At 60.5% G+C, this 16,097-nt stretch carries 14 protein-coding genes; 3 read left to right on the top strand and 11 right to left on the bottom strand.

Annotated elements, in window-relative coordinates:
• Positions 1 to 164: 164 nt before the first annotated feature.
• Entirely contained in the window at positions 165 to 1,214 is a 1,050-nt protein-coding gene (locus ACTJKM_RS25205; protein WP_058327937.1) for a phosphotransferase, read from the top strand.
• Positions 1,215 to 1,216: 2 nt separating this feature from the next.
• Positions 1,217 to 2,533: an aspartate aminotransferase family protein gene (locus ACTJKM_RS25200; protein ID WP_058327938.1), complete on the top strand. Its 1,317-nt coding sequence runs from the start codon at positions 1,217 to 1,219 to the stop codon at positions 2,531 to 2,533.
• A gap of 104 nt (positions 2,534 to 2,637) precedes the next feature.
• Here ACTJKM_RS25200 and ACTJKM_RS25195 read toward each other — a convergent pair whose 3' ends face one another.
• The 5 genes from ACTJKM_RS25195 to ACTJKM_RS25175 all read right to left on the bottom strand — a co-directional run bounded on the left by ACTJKM_RS25195 (position 2,638) and on the right by ACTJKM_RS25175 (position 8,437).
• Entirely contained in the window at positions 2,638 to 4,527 is a 1,890-nt protein-coding gene (locus ACTJKM_RS25195; RefSeq protein ID WP_113512551.1) for a sugar phosphate isomerase/epimerase and 4-hydroxyphenylpyruvate domain-containing protein, read from the bottom strand.
• 28 nt (positions 4,528 to 4,555) lie between these two features.
• The gene (locus ACTJKM_RS25190; protein ID WP_440661239.1) at positions 4,556 to 5,416 is read right to left on the bottom strand and encodes a shikimate dehydrogenase; all 861 of its coding nucleotides are present in this window, start codon (positions 5,414 to 5,416) and stop codon (positions 4,556 to 4,558) included.
• A 93-nt stretch (positions 5,417 to 5,509) separates the two neighbouring features.
• Complete coding sequence (locus ACTJKM_RS25185; protein WP_058327939.1) at positions 5,510 to 6,523, bottom strand: TRAP transporter substrate-binding protein; 1,014 nt, start codon at positions 6,521 to 6,523, stop codon at positions 5,510 to 5,512.
• Positions 6,524 to 6,582: 59 nt separating this feature from the next.
• Entirely contained in the window at positions 6,583 to 7,863 is a 1,281-nt protein-coding gene (locus tag ACTJKM_RS25180; RefSeq protein WP_113512553.1) for a TRAP transporter large permease subunit, read from the bottom strand.
• A gap of 10 nt (positions 7,864 to 7,873) precedes the next feature.
• A complete protein-coding gene (locus tag ACTJKM_RS25175; protein ID WP_058327941.1) occupies positions 7,874 to 8,437 on the bottom strand; it encodes a TRAP transporter small permease in 564 nt (187 codons plus the stop codon).
• A 281-nt stretch (positions 8,438 to 8,718) separates the two neighbouring features.
• Between ACTJKM_RS25175 and ACTJKM_RS25170 the strand changes: the two genes are divergently transcribed.
• The gene (locus tag ACTJKM_RS25170; protein ID WP_058327942.1) at positions 8,719 to 9,384 is read left to right on the top strand and encodes a TetR/AcrR family transcriptional regulator; all 666 of its coding nucleotides are present in this window, start codon (positions 8,719 to 8,721) and stop codon (positions 9,382 to 9,384) included.
• A 429-nt stretch (positions 9,385 to 9,813) separates the two neighbouring features.
• Here the strand turns inward: ACTJKM_RS25170 and ACTJKM_RS25165 are convergent, their stop codons facing one another.
• From ACTJKM_RS25165 to ACTJKM_RS25140, 6 genes are all read right to left on the bottom strand, one after another.
• Entirely contained in the window at positions 9,814 to 10,887 is a 1,074-nt protein-coding gene (locus tag ACTJKM_RS25165) for an ABC transporter ATP-binding protein (protein WP_058327943.1), read from the bottom strand.
• Complete coding sequence (locus ACTJKM_RS25160) at positions 10,884 to 11,711, bottom strand: carbohydrate ABC transporter permease (RefSeq protein WP_058327944.1); 828 nt, start codon at positions 11,709 to 11,711, stop codon at positions 10,884 to 10,886. Before ACTJKM_RS25160 ends, ACTJKM_RS25165 begins: the two co-directional genes overlap by 4 nt.
• The gene (locus tag ACTJKM_RS25155; RefSeq protein ID WP_058327945.1) at positions 11,708 to 12,610 is read right to left on the bottom strand and encodes a carbohydrate ABC transporter permease; all 903 of its coding nucleotides are present in this window, start codon (positions 12,608 to 12,610) and stop codon (positions 11,708 to 11,710) included. Before ACTJKM_RS25155 ends, ACTJKM_RS25160 begins: the two co-directional genes overlap by 4 nt.
• Positions 12,611 to 12,779: 169 nt before the next feature.
• Positions 12,780 to 14,012, bottom strand: coding sequence for an ABC transporter substrate-binding protein (locus ACTJKM_RS25150; protein WP_440661186.1), 1,233 nt, complete (start codon positions 14,010 to 14,012; stop codon positions 12,780 to 12,782).
• Positions 14,013 to 14,071: 59 nt separating this feature from the next.
• Positions 14,072 to 14,974: a sugar phosphate isomerase/epimerase family protein gene (locus ACTJKM_RS25145; RefSeq protein WP_058327947.1), complete on the bottom strand. Its 903-nt coding sequence runs from the start codon at positions 14,972 to 14,974 to the stop codon at positions 14,072 to 14,074.
• 10 nt (positions 14,975 to 14,984) lie between these two features.
• Positions 14,985 to 16,019, bottom strand: coding sequence for a Gfo/Idh/MocA family protein (locus ACTJKM_RS25140; RefSeq protein ID WP_082663577.1), 1,035 nt, complete (start codon positions 16,017 to 16,019; stop codon positions 14,985 to 14,987).
• Positions 16,020 to 16,097 lie beyond the last annotated feature (78 nt).

Genomic DNA, 16,097 nt, shown 5'->3' with positions numbered 1-16,097 from the left:
TGGAATAATAAGATACTTGATGCATCTTTTTCACTGTGTTTCAAGTATGACGTGTCTCGGGCATCATTCGCCAAACGGCTTGCCGGGCATGCAGTCGGTGCCGTGGTCAGCAAGCGGCAACGACAATCGAAGGAAATGCGGAAAACCGCGCCAACGGAGCAAGTATGACGGAGCAGTCGCCCGCCGCCGAGAAACCGGACTCCATGTCGGCGACGTGGAGCGTGACGTCGCCCGATGAAGCCGAGTCCGCCGTCGCGGTCGTCTATGGTTTCGCCGGCGCGGTGAAGCGTCTTTCCAGCGAGCGCGACGAGACCTTTCTCTTTACGCGCACTGACGGTGCGCAATTCATCCTCAAGATCGCCAACCCCGCCGAAGATCCGGCAGCGCTCAAATTCCAGGACGGAGCCCTGCTACATCTCGAAGCCACCGCTCCCGCCGTGCCCGTCCCGCGAGTCGTTCGGACGCTCGGCGGCGAGCCGAACCACACGCTTTCCAGCGCCGACGGCCCGCGCATCATGCGCCTGCTCACCTTCCTCGGCGGCGAACTGCAATACCGCACCTCGGCCTCAGAGACGCAGAGCCGCAACGTCGGCCGGGCGCTCGCGGAACTTGGACTAGGTCTCGAGGACTACGATGGCCGGCCGCCCGCCGGGAAGTTGATGTGGGACATTTCCCATACGCTCGATCTGGTCGCCTTAGTCAAACATGTCGGCATGGAGCGCCGAGCGCAGGTGGAAGCCATTCTCGCCGAGTTCGAGCGGTCGCTGCCGGCGATCGCCACGATCAAGCGCCGGCAGATCATCCATAACGATTTCAACCCGCACAACATCCTGCTCGATCCGGCAGAGCCGACGAAGGTCGTTGGCATCATCGACTTCGGCGACATGGTGCATGCGCCGTTGATCAATGACCTTGCCGTCGCCCTCTCCTATCACCTTGCGACCGACAACTGGGCCGCCCGCACCGGTGCCTTCCTCGAAGGCTTCCTGTCGGCGCGCGCGCTGGAGCCGGCCGAAATCGAGCTGCTACCGCTTCTCGCCCGTTCCCGCCTCGCCATGTCCATCATCATCGCGGAGTGGCGTTCCGCACGTTTTCCTGAGAACCGGACCTATATCATGCGCAACCACGCTACTGCATGCCGCGGCCTGCAGAACATAGTCGATCTCACTCCGGCCGGGCTGAAACGGCTCGCGCCCAACCTTTCCGAGGCTTGATCATGTCGATGGTGAATGCTTTTTCGCATGCAGATTTCGAGCGGCTCGGCGAGAGCGAACGGGCGCTTATCGCCCGCCGAGAAAAAGTGCTCGGTCCCGCCTACCGCCTGTTTTACGAAAAGCCGCTGCATCTTGTGCGCGGCGAAGGCGTTTTTCTCTACGACGCGACCGGCGAGCGCTACCTCGACGCCTACAACAACGTCGCCTCGCTCGGCCATTGCCATCCGCGCGTGGTGGAGGCGATCACGAAGCAGACGGCCGTGCTCAACACCCACACACGCTACCTGCACGAAGGCATCGTCGACTATGCCGAAACGCTGACGGCCACCTTCCCTGAGGCGCTCAGCCAAGCCATGTTCACCTGCACTGGCAGCGAGGCGAACGATCTCGCCGTGCGCATTGCCCGCTTCGTCACTGGGGGCACAGGCATCATCGCGACGGACCTTGCCTATCACGGCCTGACGAGCGCGGTTGCCGAATTCTCGCCCTCGCTCGGCGAAACCGTGGCGCTCGGCCCGCATGTGCGCACTGTGCCGGCGCCGGACAGCTACCGTCACTCGCCCGACGAGATAATGGAAAAATTCGGCCGCGACGTGCGCGCCGCAATCGCCGATCTCAAGCGTCACGGCATCAAGCCGGCCATGCTGATCACCGATACCATCTTTTCCAGCGACGGCATCTTCGAAGGCCCGAAAGGTTTTCTCAAGCCGGCGGTGGACGCGATCCACGAGGCTGGCGGCCTCTTCGTCGCCGACGAGGTGCAGCCCGGCTTCGGCCGCACGGGCGACACCATGTGGGGTTTCGAGCGCCACGGCGTTGCACCCGACATGGTGACGATCGGCAAGCCTATGGGCAACGGCTATCCGATGGCGGGCATTGTGCTGCGCCCCGAGGTGATCGCCGAGTTCGGCCCAAAGGCGCGCTATTTCAACACGTTCGGCGGCAATCCGGTCGCCGCCGCGGCCGGCAAGGCAGTGCTCGACACGATCCGCATTGAAGGCCTGCAGCAAAATGCGCTGGAGGTCGGTTGTTACCTGATGGACGGCCTCAAGAACCTTTCCGATCGCTACAACGCCATCGGGGACGTGCGCGGTTCCGGTCTCTTCATCGGCGTCGAGATCGTCGCCGATCCTGCCGCCAAGAGCCCCGATGCCGCGCTGACGACCCGGATCGTCAATGGTCTGCGAGAGCGCCGCATCCTCATCAGCGCCTCCGGCCCCAATGCCAATGTTCTAAAAATCCGGCCACCCCTCGTCTTCTCCCGCGAGAACTCGGACATGCTGTTGGATGCAATTGGCGACGTGTTGAGGTCGCTCTGAACAAGGATCGCGCGAAAGTCGATGTGCTCTTTTGCGTGCGATCTTTCGGGAATTGCGGCTGTCTGAGCGGTCCCAGGCGCCGACACAAGGCTATCGCCCGGCGATCAGTCTTTCGGCAGGCCCGCTGGCCTCAGGGACTTTCTCAGCGCGGCGATGCGGAAGATGGCGTTGGCGGCCCCGTAGCCGCGATAGCCGCGTCTTTCCGTTATCTCAAAGAAAAAGCCTTCGCCAAAGGTCGGGCTGTAGAGCTGGAAATACTCGCCCCCATCATCGCGATCATAGAGGATGTTTTCGGACTTCAGCCGCTCGATCAGTTCGGCGTCGAGGCCGAAGCGCGCCTCGACGTCATCGTAGTAGTTCGGTGAGATCGGCAAAGCGTTGAAGCCGTTTGCACGCAGCACCTCAGCCGTTGCGAAGATGTCGTTGGTGGCAAAGGCAAGATGCTGCACACCGGAGCCGAAGGTCTCGGCGATGAAGTGGCCCGCAAGCGTGTTGCGGTTCTCCGCGCCGTTCAACGTCAGGCGCAACGTGCCGGCATCATTCTCAACGACCTGGCTGCGAACAATGCCGGCCGGATCGACGATGTCTATCATCGGCGTCTTTCGCACATCGAGCAGCGATGTGTAGAACAGCAGCCAGGTCAGCATCTCCTCATATTTGACCGTCTGGGCAATGTGATCGATGGTGGTCAATCCGGCCGGCATCACCAAGCCTTCGTCGGGCACCAGATCGAATTCAATCTCCCAGATCCTGGCGAGCTCGGATTTCTCGTCGAGGAAATAGACGAGTCCACCGCCAACGCCGCGGATGGCCGGTACCAGCAGTTCTTCCGGTCCAACAGCCTGCTCGAAGGGTTCGGCGCCAAGCGCCCTCGCCCGCTCAGCAGTCGCCGTGGCGTCGTCCACTGTAAGGCCGACCGCATAGGCGGACGTTCCGTGCACCAGATAGGAAGCGTTGGCGAAGCCTTCCCGCTCGGTGTTGATCACCACATTGATGGAGCCTTGGCGGTAGACCACCACCTGCTTGGACCGGTGCTGCGCCGCTTTCCTGAAGCCGATGGTGACGAGCAGCGCTTCGAGTTCGCCCGCCTCGTCCTCCGAGGCGCTGAACTCCACGAAGGCCACTCCCTTGACGTCGACGCGCGCGGGCATCTCAGGAACCGACAGGCGGACGTCCGGCTCGGCGCGCTTAACCTGGTCCCCCAGATAGATCAGCGAGCGGTAGCCATCGACCGCGATGGCATTGGCATTGCCGCCGCGAAACTGGTCGTTGAATATTTCAAGCGACAGATAGCCATCATAGCCGGTTGCCGCCACCGCGCGGGTAAAGTCGGTCACCGGCAGGTCACCCTCGCCCGGCATGTTGCGAAAGTGCCGGCTCCAGTAGAGCAGATCCATGTCGATCAGCGGAGCATCCGCAAGCTGGACGATGAAGATCTTCTCCTTCGGGATGGAGCGGATCGAATTGATCTCGATCTTGCGCGACAGGGTATGAAAGCTGTCGAGGATCAGGCCTATGCTCGGGTGGTCGGCGCGTCGGACGATCTCCCAGGCATCGCGATGGTCGCTGATATGGCGCCCCCAGGCGAGCGCCTCGTAGCCAACGCGTAGGTTGCGTTTCGCCGCGCGTTCGCCAAGTTCGCGAAAATCGGCCGCCGCCCGATCGATGCCGCCGATGGCAGCCGGCGAGACATTGGAGCAGACGAGGACGAGGTCGGTGCCGAGCTCCTGCATCAGGTCGAACTTGCGCTCGGCGCGGTCGAAGGTTCGTGTCCGGAGTGGTTCCGGCATCCCCTCGAAATCGCGGAACGGCTGGAACAGACTGATCTCCAGGCCATAGTCGCGCACTATTCGGCCGACGTCACGCGGGCTTTCGTCGAAGGCAAGGAAATCGTTCTCGAAGATTTCGACACCGGCAAAGCCGGCCTTGGCGATGGCGCGCAGCTTGTCCTTGAGATCGCCGCTCAGCGAAACCGTTGCTATCGAGGTCTTCATGCTTCGTTCCTCGCTGGAGTTTTCGGCGTCAGCCGGTCATCGTCTTGAAATGGTTCAGCATCCGCGCCGCGTCGGGTTCGAGCCCTGTAAACAGGCGAAAGGCGCCTACCGCTTGAAATACGGCCATTCCTCCCCCATCGAGCGTGCGGCAGCCGCGTCGCCTCGCTTCGGCAAGCAGCGCCGTTTCGAGCGGGAAGTAGACAATCTCCGCAACCCAATGACGCGGGTCGATAAGGTCCCTGTCGAGTGGCAGTCCGGGATACTTCGCCATCCCGGTCGGTGTGGCGTGAATCAAGCCCGACGCCAATCGCATCGCCGCCGGAAGATCCGTGCCGGCCGCGATTTCCGCCTCAGGGAAGAAGCGGGAGAGCATCGAGGCGAGCGACTCTGCCCGTTCCGGTTCCCGATCGAAGACCATGAGGCTCTTCAGTCCAAGTGAGAGCGCGGCATAGGCCGTCGCCACACCCGCGCCGCCAGCGCCAAGCTGAACAGCGAAGGAAAGGTCGGCATCCGGCAAGCCGCGCCGAAAACCTTCCGCGAAACCCCACCAGTCGGTATTGTGACCGTAGCGTCGGCCGTCCTTGAGAACGACCGTGTTGACGGCACCCAGCCTTTGCGCGTCGGGAGCAAGATTATCGAGATGGGCGATCACCGCCTGCTTGCAGGGGTAAGTGATGTTGAGGCCCGCGAACCCGTCCTGCTCGGCATCGGCAAGCAGGCGCGGCAGGTCGTCCTGCGTCGCTTCGAGTTCGAGAAGATCGATCAGCTCATACTGATAGCGGAGCCCCTGTGCGGCACCCTCGGCCACATGCATCGCCGGGGTCAGCGAGGCCTGAATGCCCGCGCCGATCAGACCGGCCTTCAAGGGTCTTACAAGCGTTTCGGTCATGGTTTCCGTTTCCATTTTTCTGTCCGCAGCACCGAGCTGCCGCCCCAGCCCGACCCGCCTTTGTCTTGAAGGCGGGCCGGAGGTTCGCAATAGTTAATGGCCTCGGGCGACGCTGATCTCCTTGAAGAGGGCCTGAACCGTCTCAGCGCCAATCTCGGCACTGAACTTCTCGATCACCGGCTTGACGGCATCACGCAGCTTCTGCGTTTCCTCCGGACTGAATTCGCTGACCTCCATGCCGGTCTTGCGAATTTCCTCCAGCGCCGCGGCGTCCGCATCGCGTGACACTTTGCGCTGGTAGTCGCGCGCTTCGGTCGCGGCCGCCTCAAGGACGGCCTTTTCCTCGTCATTCAGCCCATCCCAGAACTTCTTGCTGACGAGCACGATCTGCGGATTGTACTGGTGACGGGTCAGCGTCATGTACTTCTGCACTTCGTAGAACTTGGCGTTCAGGATGTTTGCGGCCGGGTTCTCCTGCCCGTCGACCGTCCCTGTCTCGAGCGCGGTATAGAGTTCGGTGTAGGGCAGCGGCACGGCATTGGCGCCGAGCGTGTTGAAGAGTTCGATCGGGATGGGCGACTGGATCGTGCGGATCTTCAGACCCTTGATGTCCTCGAGCTTCGTCACCGGATGGCGATTGTTGGTGAGATTGCGGAAGCCGAGCTCCCAGTAGCCGAGACCGATAAGGCCGGTATCGGGCAGAAGCTTGAGGAGACTGTTGCCGAAAGCACCGTCCATGACCTTGTCCGCCTCCGCACCACTGTCGAAGAGGAAGGGAAGGTCGACGGCGCCGAACTGCTTTACGTTGTTGGCGAGGATGCCGGCGTTCAGCACCGTCATCTCGATGACGCCGCCCTGCAGGGCAGAGACAGTCTGGACGTCCCCACCGAGCGTGCCGCCCGGGAAGAGCTTTACCTCGATCTTGCCGCCGCTCTTGTCCTTCACGAGTTCGGCAAACTTCTCCATGCCGGTCACCTGCGGGTGACCCTTGTTGTTGGCCGAAGCGAACTTGATCGTCTGATCGCGGATCTCGGCAAGCGTCGGTCCTGCTGTCAGCAAAGCGAGCGGCAGAGCAAGGCCCAAGGCCAGTTTCGTCAATTTCAACATGTTCTCCTCCCAGATTTGACCGGCAGTTCCGCCGGCCGTGTTGAAGCTTGAAGTTTCGGTCAGTGCCCGAACCAGGAGACCGGAACGGTCACCAAAGCGGGGAACAGGACGAGCAGGAACAGGACGATCAACTCGGCGACTAAGAAAGGCAAAACACCCTTCATCAGGTCTTCCATCGACAGTTTCGAGACGCCACAGATGACGTTCAAAACCGTACCGACGGGCGGCGTGATCAGACCGATCGAGTTGTTGATGATGAACAGGACACCGAAGTAGACCGGGTCGATCCCCGCCTGCTTGATGATGGGCATCAGCACCGGCGTCATCACGAGGATAGTCGGCGTCATGTCCATCGCAGTGCCGACGAGCACGATCAGAACCATGATCGCAATCAAGAGAAGCGTCTGGTTGTCCATCAGCGGTTCGATGAGCGAGGCAAGCGCACCGGGGACGTCGGCCACCGTGATCAGCCAGGCGGAGACCGCGGCACAGGCGACCAGGAACATGACGACGGAGGTGATCCTTGCCGCCGACACAAAGACGTGAAAGAGCTGTGCCGGCGGCAGTTCGCGATAGACGACCATGGCGACGAAAAGCGAATAGACGGCGGCAACAACGCCGGCCTCGGTTGGCGTGAAGACCCCAAACTTCAGACCGACGATGATGATCACGGGCAGCATCAGCGCCCAGATGCTGTCGACGAGCGCCTTGAGCCGCACGGCCCCACTCTGCCTTGGCGGCAGCTCGAACTGCTCCTTGCGGGCAACGATCAGCCAGGTGATGCAAAGCGCAGCCGCGATCATCAGCCCCGGGAAGATGCCGGCGAGAAAAAGTTTGGTGATCGAGACGCCACCAACGACGCCGTAGAGGATGAAACCGATCGACGGCGGGATGATCGGTCCGATCACCGATGCGGAGGCGAGCAGCCCGCCAGCGCGCGCTGCGTCATGACCGCTCTTCAGCATCATCGGCAAAAGCAGCGCTCCGAGGGCAGCCGCGTCCGCGACGGCCGAGCCAGAGAGGCTGGAAAGAATGCAGGCGGCGAAGATCGCGACGAAACCGAGGCCGCCGCGAATATGGCCGACCATCGCCATCGCCAGCGTGACGATGCGCCTGGAAAGCCCGCCTGTGTTCATGACTTCGCCTGCGAGCAGGAAGAAGGGCACGGCCATCAGCGGAAAACTGTCAGCACCATTCAAGACATTTTGCGCCACAATTTGTGCGTCGAAGAGACCGAGGTAAAGCATCAGCGCCACGCCGCTGAGGATGAGTGCAAAGGCGATCGGCACGCCGAGCGCCATGGGTCCAAGAAGTGAACCGAGGAAGATCGTAACGGTCATAGCCAGCTCCTCAACGCTTCACTGAAACGGGGCCGAGTACCGGCTCTGGGAGATCGTCGAGGGCCAACTCGTCTTCGCTCTCGCGCACGAGTTCGGCCGTGGTCACGTCGATGCGACCGGTGGCAATCGCCAACGCGTCGGCAAGCAGGATCAGGAAAGCGGGAATGCCGAAGGCGAGACCGGCGCCGTAGAAGAAACCCATCGAAAGCCCGGTCGCCGGCGCGCCAACGTGGAGATTGATCATCGTCTGCGCCCAACTGCCGCTGATCATCAGCCAGGTCGCATAAAGCATCAGAGCATGGCCGAGCAGAACCGCGACTTTTGCGGCGGTCGGCGGTAGGCGCTTGATGAGCGTATCGACGCCGAGATGACCGTGTTCGCGCATGGCGACGACGGCACCGAGAAAGGTAAGCCAGACGAAGAAGATGCGTGACAGCTCTTCGGAAACCGTAATCCCCTGATTAAAGGCATAGCGCAGAACGACATTGCCGAAGACGAGGACAACCATGCCTGCGAGCAGCAGGGCAATCGCCACCTTCAGCGCGAAGAAATAGAAATCAATGATGCGGGTCATGCGCTCCTCCCAAAGCAGAGTGCCGTCTTCGCGCCCGAGCGTTGTATCGGCTTCGGTATGCGCATCAGGGGCACGGCGCGACCACGACCTCCTCCAGGCGCAATCGCTCACAACAAAATGTACGAACTAGTACGTATGTCAAGAGGAGTCTCTTGAAAGACCCCTGCAACCTCAATATGACTTTCAACGGAGGCGAGATGACGAGTCCCTGTGGCCCGCCCGTTTCGAATTGGTTTTATTGAGTAAATTTCGGTTAACGCCGGAGGAGTGGCGACGAAAGAATGGCTGGGCGGGCTGAGGCAAGTCGAAAGAACGATCCAGAACGGACCAAGGAAGACATCCTTGTCGTCGCCACGGAGGAGTTCTCGACGCATGGTCTGGCTGGCGCGCGCGTCGATGCTATCGCAGAACGGACGCGAACCTCCAAGCGCATGATCTACTATTATTTCGGAGGCAAGGAGGGACTTTACCTCTCCGTGCTGGAGCGCGCCTATCGCAAGATCCGCACACTTGAGGAGGATTTGAAGCTTGCAAGCCTTGCGCCGGAAGAGGCGCTGCGCACCCTCATCTCCAGTACGTTCGACCACGACGAGGCCAATCCCGATTTCGTGCGATTGGTCAGCATCGAAAACATCCACCACGCCGCACATATGCTGCGTTCGGAAGCGATCCGCGATCTGAATGTCTCGGTCATCGAGACGATCGCCGGCATTCTGGAGCGCGGTATCGCTGAAGGCGTGTTCAAGCGAAGGGCCGACCCGATCGACGTGCACATGCTGATCAGTGCCTTCTGCTTCTTCCGGGTTTCCAACCGCTACACATTCGGCACGATCTTTCGCCGTGACCTCTCAGAGCCACATACGATCGGCAGGCATCGGACCATGATAGCCGACGCCGTTGTTAGCTATCTCAAAGAAGCGGACGGGAATGCGCTGGGGCGTCCCTGAGGCACACGTCGTTTGAAGACTACCGCGAAGAGGAAATGCGTCGAAGTTGTTTCCTCAAATCGTTGCATAAGCACATGAATTCACGCCAACAAGCGGCCTGCTGACTGGTGAAGAGGGCCTGTTCGCGTACAAGTTCCCTCCGATCGTCCGTGCTCGGATCAGGTCCTTTCGGGAACCGGTATCTGCCGTCCGCCGACACAGCCAATATGGACCGCGACGAAGTGCAGTGATTGACAGCCAACTGCGGGTAATCTGCATGCCGCGCCCACGGATGACAGAGGCGGCGATGAGGCCGACGCTAGTCAGCAGCAAAACCAATGCGCCATCGATAATTGTTGCGAGCGCTGCGACCATTTATCTAGGCAAAGGCGGGCCGGAAAGTCGCATATCCAAGCAACGCACGCGCTGTCGGGCGGTCAGTATCTGCCCTCAGTCCGGCAAACGCCGTTCGGTATCTGCGTCGAAAAGATGAATGCTGGCGGGTGCAAAGTTCAGTCCGACACGATCGCCGGCTTGCGCCTGCGATCGCCCGTTGAAGACCACCGAAAGCTCAGGCGTCGTTGCCATGGTCAAGAAGCATGTCGCCCCGGTCGATTCGACCAGCGCCACCTGTGCCGAGACGACGCCCTCATCCGCCGGGGCAAGTTCGATGTTCTCCGGGCGCAAGCCAACGATCAAGGCCCGCCCCGACTGCACGGCGCGTTCGAGAGAGACCGTTTGTTTCATACCGAGATCGAGAATGATCGACCGGCCATCCGGACCGCCGACTGCTGGCAGAAAATTCATGGCCGGAGATCCGATGAACCCGGCCACAAACTTGTTGTCCGGCCGGTCATAGAGCTCAAGCGGGCTGCCCTGCTGTTCGATGACGCCATCGCGCATGATGACGACATGGTCCGCCATCGTCATTGCCTCGACCTGGTCGTGGGTGACATAGACCGAAGTGGCACCCAAACGGTCGTGCAACGCACGGATTTCCTTGCGCATATGAACGCGAAGTGCCGCATCGAGATTCGAAAGGGGTTCGTCGAACAGAAACGCCTTGGGATGTCGGATGATCGCCCGGCTCATCGCCACCCGCTGGCGCTGTCCACCGGAAAGCTCACGCGGATAGCGGCCGAGCAGAGGCGTAAGCCCGGTCACCGCGGCGACCTCATTGGCCGCCTTCTTGCGTTCAGCTTTTGGGACACCCTTGATCCGCAGGCTGTAGGTGAGGTTCTCCTCGACCGTCATGTGCGGATAGAGCGCGTATGATTGGAAAACCATCGCCACGTCACGTTTGCGTGGGGGCACAGCGTTCATGACCTCCCCGGCAATTCTCAGGGTGCCGGACGATATGCTCTCCAGGCCGGCTAGCGACCGCAGCAGCGTCGACTTCCCACAGCCGGAGGGACCGACAAGCGCCGTGAAGCTGCCTTTGCGGATCGAAAGCTCGATGTCCTTCAATGCATGATAGGCACCATAATACTTGTTGACGTTGGTCAGTTGGATCTGGGCGGTCATTTGAGCGCTCCCGAGGTAAGGCCAGAGACGATGCGACGTTGCAGGAGGACGAAAATGGCGAGGATCGGCGTCACGTAGATCGCCGCATAGGCCATGATGTTGTTCCATTCGTTGGTGTTCGGTCCCATGAAGGAATTCAGTCCGACGCTTGCCGGCTGCAGCTCCACCGCCTGGATCATCGACTTCGAATAGACGAACTCTCCGAACGCCTGCATGAAGATCAGGATGGCGCTGACAAGGATACCGTTTCGTGCCAGCGGCAGGACGATGTTGAAGAAGGCGCCTACCCTCGAGTTGCCGTCGACAAGGGCTGCTTCCTCCAATTCCTGCGGCACGCTCATAAAGGTCGCACGCACCAGAACGACGAAGAACGGCATGCTCTTGGCCGCAATCGCAAGGATCACCGCAAGGCGGGGATAGTTGAGCAGCCCGATCTGGGAAAAGCCGACGAAGATCGGCGTGACCATCAGTGAGGCCGGAAGCACCTGCAACATTAGAATGAGGAAGAGCCCGATATCGACCCAGATGTTACGGTAGCGCGCGAGCACATAGGCGCAGCCGACACCGAGTACGGTGATGACACTGACCGCTCCGCAAGCGATGACAAGAGAATTCCAGATGTACCGGCCCATGTTGCGGCTTTGCCAGACGTTGCCAAAGATCTGCCATTGGGGATCGGTCGGCCAGAAGGTCGGCGGGGTGGCAAACATCTCCGATCCCGATTTGATCGTGGTTATGTACATCCAGTAGAGGGGAAACAGATAAATGCCGGCGAGAATGATCGCAATTGCGAGCAGCAGACGGTCGCGGGTTTGATGGCTCATCCGCGCACCTCGTGCCGTGTGGAGCGCACGTAAACGACTGAGGCGATCATCACGAAGACGATCATGATCACGGAAATCGTCGCGCCCTTGGCGAAATCGTACTGTCGGAACGACAAATCCCAGGCCCAGTATTGCGTGACGTTCGAAGCATTGTTCGGCCCTCCCGAGGTGATGGCGGCGAAAAGATCGAATTGCTGCAGCGTGAAGATGAGTCCGAGTGCGATAATTGCCCCGATGGACGAGCGCATCATCGGCAAGGTTATCGTCCAGAAGCGCTGCCAGACATTGGCGCCGTCCAGTTCGGATGCCTCATAAAGATCCCGTGGGATGGCCGACAGGCCAACGGACAGAAGGATCATGTTGAAGGATGTGCCGAGCCAGATATTTGCGATGATCACGGCCCAGAGCGAGAAGCCGGGGTCTGAGCGCCAGAAGATGTTGCCGTCGATGAGGCCCGCTTCGCGCAGCATAAAGTTGAGCACGCCAAAGTCGCCCGAGAGGATCCAGTTCCAGATCGCACCGACCACAAGCCCGGGCATCACCCACGACACCAGAAAAAGGCCCCGCAGCCATGAGGCGCCTGGAAAGTTCGTCCAGAAGAACAATGCCAGGCCGAAACCGACGAGAAACTGGCCGGCGATCGAGGCGACGACAAAGGTCGCAGTGTTGGCCAGGATCGGCCACGTTTCCGGCTGAGCGAACAGATCACGGTAGTTCTTGAGGCCGACGAAAGGCCGCCAGAAGCTCCCGAGGCTGAACATGTCGACCTCCTGGAGGCTCATGGCGATATTGTAGAGTAGCGGAAGACCGGAGAGCGTAAGCAGGAATGCGAGCGGCAACCCGACAAGGCCGATATCGAACCCACGGCCGTCGATCATGCTGGACAAGATTCGTTTCATGAGCTCCTCCGCCGCCGGGGTGACGGCCACATGGGTGTCGCACTGTTCGGCCTGCACATTAGAATGACCGGAAAGGTGCCGACATGCTTCGCGGGTTTCCGCTCTAGCGCCTGCGAACCAGCACCCCTTGATCGCAAGGCGGCTAGCGCCAGCCGCCTTGCGATAGGTCTTAGCCAAGGACCGCCTTTATCTTTTCAGCCGCCTGGTCGAGGGCATCTTTCGACGTCATCTGTCCGGTCAGGGCTGCCTGGATTGCGTCCTGGATGGCCTTGGAGATCTTCGGCCATTCCGGATGGGGTCCACGCGGCTTTGCGAATTTGAGCTGCTCGATGAAGACCTTGAGGGCCGCATCCTTCAGCGGCACACGAGTCTCAGGGATCGCAATGTCGGATCGAGCGGGCAGTTGTCCGAAATCCTTGAACATGCGGTCGTCCTGGGAGGCGAAGTACTCCAGCACCTTGAACGCTTCGGCAGGATGCTGCGTGTTGGAAAAGATCGCCCAGTTGAAATCGCCCATGGCCGACGAGCGCTCTGCACCGACCTCGGGCACCGGCAGCAGCGCGACCCCCCAGTCGAACTTCGCTTCACTCACCATGCGGTCGAGTTCCCACGGACCGGAGATCGCCATGGCAGCGTTGCCGGAATTGAACGTGCCGGTCGAGTCCCACTGGCCGCGGGTCAGCGTATCCGGCGAGGCCAGTTTCTCGGCAATGATGGTTTTCCAGATGTCGAGCGCCTTGACGGCACCTTCCGAATTGATGTGCTCGTAGCTGCCACCGGCCATCTGGACCCAGGGCAAAAACTGGAATGTTCCCTCCTCGTTGGCCTTGGCCGAGAAGGCGAGCCCGTAAACGTTCGCCGAAGGATCTGTCAGCTTGCGGGCCGCATCAACCAGTTCATCCCAGGTCTGCGGCGGCTTGTTCGGATCGAGCCCCTTCGCCTTGAACATGTCCTTGTTATAGTAGAGCGCAATCGTGTTCGTGGCCTTGGGAAGGCCATAGTTCTTGCCGTCCCACATGGTGGAGGCAAGAGGTCCCGGAAAATAGCTCGAGATCTTCACCACGCTCGACTTTGCGATCATGTCGGTCAGATCGAGGAAGGCGCCGCGTGACGAAAAGAGCGCATGTTCCGGGTTGTCGATGGCGATGATATCGGGTGCCTGCCCGGTCGAATAGGCACGCATCGCCTCACTGACGACATCGTCGAACTGGATCTGGCGATATTCGACCTTGATGCCCGTGTTCAGCTTGTTGAAGTCCGATATCAGGTTGGGTGCGGGCTGGATGTCGCGATCGAGCGACCAGACGTTGATCGTGACATCTTCCGCCTTGGCTGAAAGTCCGAATAAAGAGACACCTGCAAGGGCGAGAGCGCCCAGGATTGCGGATCCGCGGATAGCCATTTTCTCCTCCTTTGGTTATCCCCATGCCGGCATCCTCCATGCCGGCCGACATGCACGTCTCAGGCCGGGTCGATGACAAAGTCACCGCCCCGGCAGGTCTTGAGGTAATTCAAGCCATGGACCTGGCCGGTCATCTCCAGATCGTCGCGATAGACCGGGTCATGCCAGCCTTCGATATCGATCGAACCGGACCAGCCGGCCAGCCGAAGTTCGGAAATCACGTCGGTCCAATTGGTGTCGCCGAAGCCGGGCGTGCGCATTAAGACGAATTTCTCCTTGCCGAAGATCCCGTGCTCGCGGATGACGTCCCAACGGATGGTGGCGTCCTTGCCGTGCACGTGGAAGATCTTCTTCGCCCATTTGCGGATCTGCGGCAGCGGATCGATCAGGTAGACCATCTGATGGCATGGTTCCCATTCGAGCCCGATATGATCGTCCGGCGTCTCGTTGAAGATCAGCTCCCAGGCGTCCGGATTGTGCGCGATATTCCAGTCACCGCTCTGCCAGTTGCCGTCCATGGCGCAGTTCTCAAACGCGATCTTCACGCCCCTGTCGGCTGCACGCTTTGATAGCTCTGACCAGATTTTCCGATAGCGCGGCAGGCTGTCGGTCAGAGGCTTGCCGCGAAGGCGGCCGGTGAAACCGGCGACGCAGGTGGCGCCGAAGTGGTGAGCGTTGTCGATGCAGTCTCGCCAGCCCTTAAGGGTCTGCTCGTCAATCTCCGTCGTCTCCAACGGATTGCCGAACATGCCGAGGGTAGAGATGGTGATGTCGCGATCGCCAATCGCCTCCACGCAACGCTTGCCAAGTTCGGCGAGATCCTGACCGTTGGTCGTCTGCCAGAAGAAGGGCTCGAAACTTTCAAAGCCCATGTCTGCGATCTGGCTGATACGCCTGTCTGCGCCGCCCTTGGTGGCCGAGATCATCGTGCCGATGCGGATGGATTTGCTGGGGTTCTTCAAAATTGGCTCCCTAGGCTGCAATGGTGACGCGTTTGCCGTCGCGCGCGCTGTCGATCGCGCCGAAGACCATGGCAAGGCTCTTGATGTTGTCGCTGCCGTCGGTTTCCGGCACGGTTCCCGCGTCGATCGCGCGGATGAAATGCTCGATAACGCTCGCGTGCCCGTCCGTATCCGTACGATCTTCGGCCTCAGGCACCGCGATCGGCGCGACGGACCGAAGGAAACCCTCGCGACCGGTGACGACATTGGCCACAAAGCAATCGCCGCCATCCCAGAGCAAAGTTCCGGCGGAACCGATAATGCGCCACGCGCTTTCCCAGCTCGTGTTGGCGCCCTCAGCGCACCAGGAACCGCGATAGGTGAAGGTCACATTGTCGGAAAATTCGAAGATCGCATTCGCGGCTGCGCCGTGGCGATACCAGGAGCCCTGTGGATTGGATTCGTGGCAATAGACCGCGAGAGCTTCCTTACCCGACATGAAGCGCGCTGCGTCAAAGGTGTGGATGGCCATGTCCAAAAGCAGGACATTGTCCATCTGCTCGCGAAATCCTCCGAAATGCGGACCGAGGAAGAAGTCGCAATGCAAAGCTGTCAGCTCACCCAAAGCGCCTGACTGGATGAGGCGACGGATGCGGCGGACACCGCCGATGAAGCGGCGGTTTTGCACGATGGCATGAATGCGTGAGGCCGCGGTCGCAAGTCCGCGCAATTCGCGCGCTTCATCGAGCGTGGCGGCCATCGGCTTCTCGCTCAAAACGTGGCAACCATGCGCAAGACCGGCGGCCACCACCGCGCGCCGCGCCGCGGGAACGACGATGTCGAAGAGCAAATCAGCCCGACTTTCGCGAAGAACCTCCGGCAGGTCCGTGCCGATCAGGATGTTACGAAGGTTGAATTCGGCGGCGAGAGCTTCTGCGGTCGCCTGATCAAGATCGACAAGGCCGACGATCTCTACCTTCTCGCGAAGAACACTGCTCTCAGTCAGAGCTCTCAGCCAGCCTTTGGCCATAGCTCCGCACCCGCACAAAACGGCCCTGTGTCTCACGTGATTTCCTCCAAGACGCGGAAGTACCAACTCCTCAATTGGCTTCCGTAAACGTTTACGATACTATGCGGCAACGGG

The sequence above is a fragment of the Ensifer sp. 22460 genome (genome assembly GCF_052044935.1).
Taxonomy (GTDB): Bacteria; Pseudomonadota; Alphaproteobacteria; order Rhizobiales; family Rhizobiaceae; genus Ensifer.
Note: the sequence above shows the minus strand (reverse complement) of the source record. Positions and strands in the feature narration are given on the sequence as shown.